General features: G+C 60.9%; 4 protein-coding genes. 2 read left to right on the top strand and 2 right to left on the bottom strand.

Annotated elements, in window-relative coordinates:
* Both VN623_RS13670 and mnmE read right to left on the bottom strand, forming a co-directional pair.
* Positions 1–70 (bottom strand): FAD-dependent oxidoreductase (locus tag VN623_RS13670; RefSeq protein WP_414653219.1); only part of this gene is annotated, 70 nt, incomplete at its 3' end.
* A gap of 419 nt (positions 71–489) precedes the next feature.
* Positions 490–1803, bottom strand: a complete 1314-nt coding sequence (gene mnmE / locus VN623_RS12855) for a tRNA uridine-5-carboxymethylaminomethyl(34) synthesis GTPase MnmE (RefSeq protein WP_325571507.1) — start codon at positions 1801–1803, stop codon at positions 490–492.
* A 115-nt stretch (positions 1804–1918) separates the two neighbouring features.
* Here mnmE and VN623_RS12850 point away from each other — a divergent pair, with 115 nt between their 5' ends.
* Positions 1919–3955, top strand: coding sequence for a thioredoxin domain-containing protein (locus tag VN623_RS12850; RefSeq protein WP_325571505.1), 2037 nt, complete (start codon positions 1919–1921; stop codon positions 3953–3955).
* Positions 3956–4040: 85 nt separating this feature from the next.
* A partial coding sequence (locus VN623_RS12845; protein WP_325571503.1) for a sterol desaturase family protein occupies positions 4041–4981 on the top strand: 941 nt, incomplete at its 3' end.

Below are 4981 nucleotides of genomic sequence, written 5' to 3'. Positions count from 1 at the left end.
CGATGCGAGCTGCAGCGGCGGCCGCCTCGGTTCCCGCGTGCCCGCCGCCGACGACGATGACGTCATACATTTTCTTCGACGGTGACACTGAGGCCGGCTCTCTTATCTGGATTGGCGTCGGAATAACCCATTCCCGGCGCGCGCAACAGCCCACTTATTCCCTCTCCCCGTTCGCGGGGAGAGGGTTAGGGTGAAGGGGCGGCCGCCTGCAAAAGCCGGTTGCTCGAAAGACCCTCCCGCGAGGAATTTCCCTTAGAGCGCCGTTTCCCCGCCGATTGTCATCCCGGGCAAGCCGCATGCGAGACCCGGGACCCAATGACATGCAGCGATGACGAGATCCGCGGCAGTTAACCTAGAATCCGACTCGCCGCTACGCTTAGGCCGGATGACAGGTTGAAGGAGCCGCCGTGGCCGGTGAAAGTCGACCATTCCGAAAGCGAATCCGTGACGATTTCACGTGAAAAAGGATTCACGTGAAACAATGAGTCGCTATTTGCCGATACAGAACCGGCTGAAGATCTGATCGAGTACGTCTTCGACGTCGACGCGCCCCGTGATCCGGCCGATCGCGTGTGCGGCGCGCCGGACGTCCTCGGCACGGAGTTCGATGGCTGCCGAATCTTCGTTGAGAAACGTTTCGATATCCCTGACGGCGTCCTCGAGGCTTTGTCGGTGCCGCGCCTGGGTGAGCACGGGATCGGTTCTATCACCCACCACTTGCTTGGCGCGCTGGGTGATGCCCTCGATCAGCCTGTCGAGGCCTTCTCCGGTGACGGCGGAAACCGCGAATCCTCCGGAGCGCGAGTCAGGAGCGAGATCAGCTTTGGATCGAATTACAAGACTTGTTTCACGTGAAATTCCACAGGGTAAATTTGAGTCGTCCGTTTCAGTAAGCCAGATGATGAGATCGGCTTCGCGGGCCGCCACGAGACTGCGACGGATGCCTTCGCGCTCGATATCGCTCGCCGCTTCACGAATTCCGGCTGTGTCGGAAACGATGACCGGCAAACCGGCGAGATCCAGGCGCACTTCGATGACGTCGCGCGTCGTACCTGCTTCCGCCGAAACGATCGCCGCATCGCGCCGCGCCAGCGCGTTGAGCAGGCTCGACTTGCCGGCATTCGGCGCGCCCAGCAAAGCAACCCTGAAGCCTTCCCGCACGATCTCACCGCGATGCTTATCGTCGAGATGAATCGCGATTTCCGCCGCGAGCACCGAGGCCCGTTTGCGTGCTTCGGCGAGCGACGACGCCGACACGTCCCCCTCGTCGGCGAAATCGATCGCCGCTTCGGTCAGGGCAGCGATCTCAATCAGCCGCGTCCGCCAACCGTCGTAGAGCTTCGAAAGCACGCCGCCGACTTGTGTCAGTGCCTGGCGGCGCTGAGCTTCTGTTTCGGCTTCAACGAAATCCGCAAGGCCCTCGACTTGAGCGAGGTCGAGCTTACCGTTCTCGAAGGCGCGGCGAACGAATTCGCCTGGCTCGGCGAGGCGGCATCCCGCGATCTCGCCCAGCGCACCGAGGACAGCCGCAATCGCCGCACGACTGCCGTGGATTTGGAACTCGACGACGTCCTCACCGGTCTCGCTGGATGAGGCCTCGAACCAAATCACCACCGCACCATCGAGCGCTTCGCCGGTCGTCGGATGCCGGACAGTCCGGAATGCCGCATAGCGCGGCTTCGGTGGCCCCTTCACCATCCTGGCGAGTGCGTCACGAGCTGCGGGGCCGGACAGTCGAATGACGGCTACCCCCGCCCGCCCGGGTGCGCTCGAAAGCGCATATATTGTTGAAGCATCGGTCATGGAGTTCGCGTACGCGTAGATGCGCGCCTTCGCAATCCAATCCCGAAATTCTTTAGCCGCATCCTTGCCAAGTGCCCCCCATGACGAAGCCAAGATGAGCGAAGCTAAGTCCCCCATGAGCGAAAACCGACTGAAGTACGAGACGAGTCCCTATCTTCTCCAGCACCAGGAAAATCCTGTCCATTGGTGGGCGTGGGGACCGGAAGCACTCGCCGAGGCGAAGCGGACGGGCAAACCGATCCTGCTGTCGGTCGGGTATGCGGCCTGCCATTGGTGCCACGTGATGGCGCACGAAAGCTTCGAAGATGAAGCGACCGCCGGCGTGATGAACGAGCTTTTCATCAACATCAAAGTCGATCGCGAAGAGCGTCCCGACATCGATGCGATTTACATGGGCGCACTGCATCGCCTCGGCGAACAAGGCGGCTGGCCGATGACGATGTTTCTTGACAGCGACGCCAGGCCGTTCTGGGGCGGAACCTATTTTCCAAAGCAACAGCGCTTTGGCCGGCCGGCGTTCGTGACTGTGCTGCTGCGTATCGCCGAGGCCTATCAGAACCAATCCGAAAACGTCCGCAAGAATGCCGAGGCTATCCTCGCGTCGCTGAAGGAAGACGCCGGCGGTGAGGCCGCGTCGCCGGAGCAAAAACCGAAGATCGAAGATCTTGTTCAACGCATCGCCCATGCCGTCGATCGTGAGCATGGCGGCCTTTCAGGCGCGCCGAAATTTCCGCAGTGGAACGTCTTCTGGCTTCTATGGCGCGGCGGCATCCGATTTGACGATCAGCGCGCCCGCAACGCCGTCGTCACGACGCTGCGTAACATCTGCCAGGGCGGCATCTACGATCATCTCGGAGGCGGCTTCGCACGCTATTCCGTCGACGAGTTGTGGCTCGTCCCCCATTTCGAAAAGATGCTCTACGACAATGCGCTGCTGATCGACCTGCTGACCGAAGTCTGGCGCGAGACGCACGATCAGCTTTTCGCCACGCGCATCGCCGAGACCGTCGCTTGGCTCGAACGCGAAATGATCAGCGAGGCAGGTGGCTTTGCCGCTTCCCTCGACGCCGACAGCGAGGGCGAAGAAGGCAAGTTCTACGTCTGGAGCGCAGCCGAGATTAAAGACGTTTTAGGTGCCGAGGATGCGGCTGCTTTCGCCCGCGTTTACGCCGTCACCGCCGACGGAAATTTCGAAGGCCATACGATTCTCAATCGTCTCGACTCGCAGGCGCTGTTGTCCGAGATGGAGGAAACTCGCCTTGCCGGGATGCGTGCGAAGCTTCTGACCCGCCGAGCCTCCCGCATCCGTCCGGGCTGGGACGACAAGATCCTCGCTGACTGGAACGGGTTGATGATCGCCGCTTTGGCGCGTGCGGCTATCGTCTTTGAACGACCGGATTGGCTGGCACTCTCGGAGCGCGCCTTCGCCTGCATCGTGACCAAGCTCGCTGCCGGCGACGGCAGGCTCTATCACGCCTACCGCGCAGGTCTCGCCAAAGCTCCGGCGACCGCCTCCGATTACGCGAACATGACGTGGGCCGCGTTGCGTCTCTTTGCAGCGACGGGATCGGACACCTATCTCGATCAAGCCGTGCGCTGGACGGAGGTGCTGGACCGCCATTATTGGGATGACACCAACGGGGGATACTTCACGGCTGCCGACGACACCGGCGACGTCGTCGTTCGGCTGAAGAGTGCCGCCGACGATGCCGTGCCGAATGCGAACGCTATACAACTTTCGAACCTCGTGACTTTGGCCGCGCTGACGGGCGAAAGCTGCTACGACGACCGGGCCCGTGATCTCATCAAGGCCTTTTCCGGAGCGGCCGCGCGATCACCCATCGGCCACTGCGGTTTACTCGCCGCGGAACTCGATCTCGATCGCTTGGTTCAAATAGCCGTGAGTGTTGCTGGCCACCCCGAACTGCGATCCCAACTGATGAAGCTATCGGTGCCCGGTGCAGTGGAGTTTATCGCCGAAGAAACAACCCCAGTCAGCCCGCGGTCCTTGCTTTCCGGCAAGCCCGCCGTTGGAGACAAATCAACGGCTTACGTCTGTGTTGGACCTGTTTGCAGCGCACCGATCCATGAGCCTAAAATTTTCAGGCAACGTTTGCAGCACGCGCGCTTCGGGGATGCGGCAACGGAATAGCTCTTTACCGCGTTGAAACGTCTCATAGATCATGTGCTTGGCGGGCGTGAGCTCAGAGAGTTATAGAGGTCTTGGAGAAACACGCATGACAGTTTTACGTACGGTCGTACGTTACGGCTACGCCCCCTTTATGATGTTCGGCCTGACTGGGGCGGCTTATTGGGTCGTCGCGTACGGGCATTCGTATTTCTGGCTCGCGCCGCTGCTGGCGCTCGCCTACGCAACGGCATTCGCGGCCGAGCGCATCGCACCCTTCTTCGATGAGTGGAACGACAACGACGCGCACGGCGACACGCCAACCAATGTGCTGCACGTGTTGGCCTACGAAATGTCGAGCATCAACGGCGTGCTGCTGATCCCGGTGATCTGCTGGCTGTTCCCGTTTCAGGGTCTTTGGCCGACGCAGTGGCCGATGTGGACACAGGTGCTGGTCGCGTTCGTGGTCGCCGATTTCGCCTTCATGATGATGCATTACCTCAGCCACCGTTATGCGCCGCTGTGGCGGCTGCATTCGGTCCATCATGGCGTCGGGCGACTTTACGGATTGAACGGCGTCATTCGCCACCCGTTGCATCAGGTCATCGACATGATCATCGGCAATATGCCGCTCGTCATCATGGGCATGCCGGTGCCGGTCGCGGTCGTGCTTGGCTTTTTGATTTCGGTGACGCTGATCGTGCAGCATTCGAATGTCGATGCGCGCCTCGGCCCGCTCGCGAGCCATCTCTCTATTGGCCGCGTGCATCATCTGCATCACGTCAACTGGGGAACCGAAGGCGATTGCAACTTCGGTCTGCTGCTGACGGTTTGGGACAAGATGCTCGGCACCTTCAATGCGACGCCGCCGCGGCCGATTACGGCGAATGACTTGGGCGTCGACGAGTTGCCGCATTTTCCGAAAGGCTTCGTCGATCAGCTGGTTCTGCCGTTCATCTATAAGCCCGGCGAAGGCGAACCGGAGCGCTATCGCAAGCGGGCCGAAGCCGAAGCCAAAACGCCGGCACAAGAAGCACGGCAAATGCTGGA

It is taken from the genome of Hyphomicrobium sp., assembly GCF_035572195.1.
GTDB lineage: Bacteria > Pseudomonadota > Alphaproteobacteria > Rhizobiales > Hyphomicrobiaceae > Hyphomicrobium_B.
The sequence above is the reverse complement of the archived record's forward strand: the minus strand, read 5'-3'. Positions and strand labels throughout refer to the sequence as shown.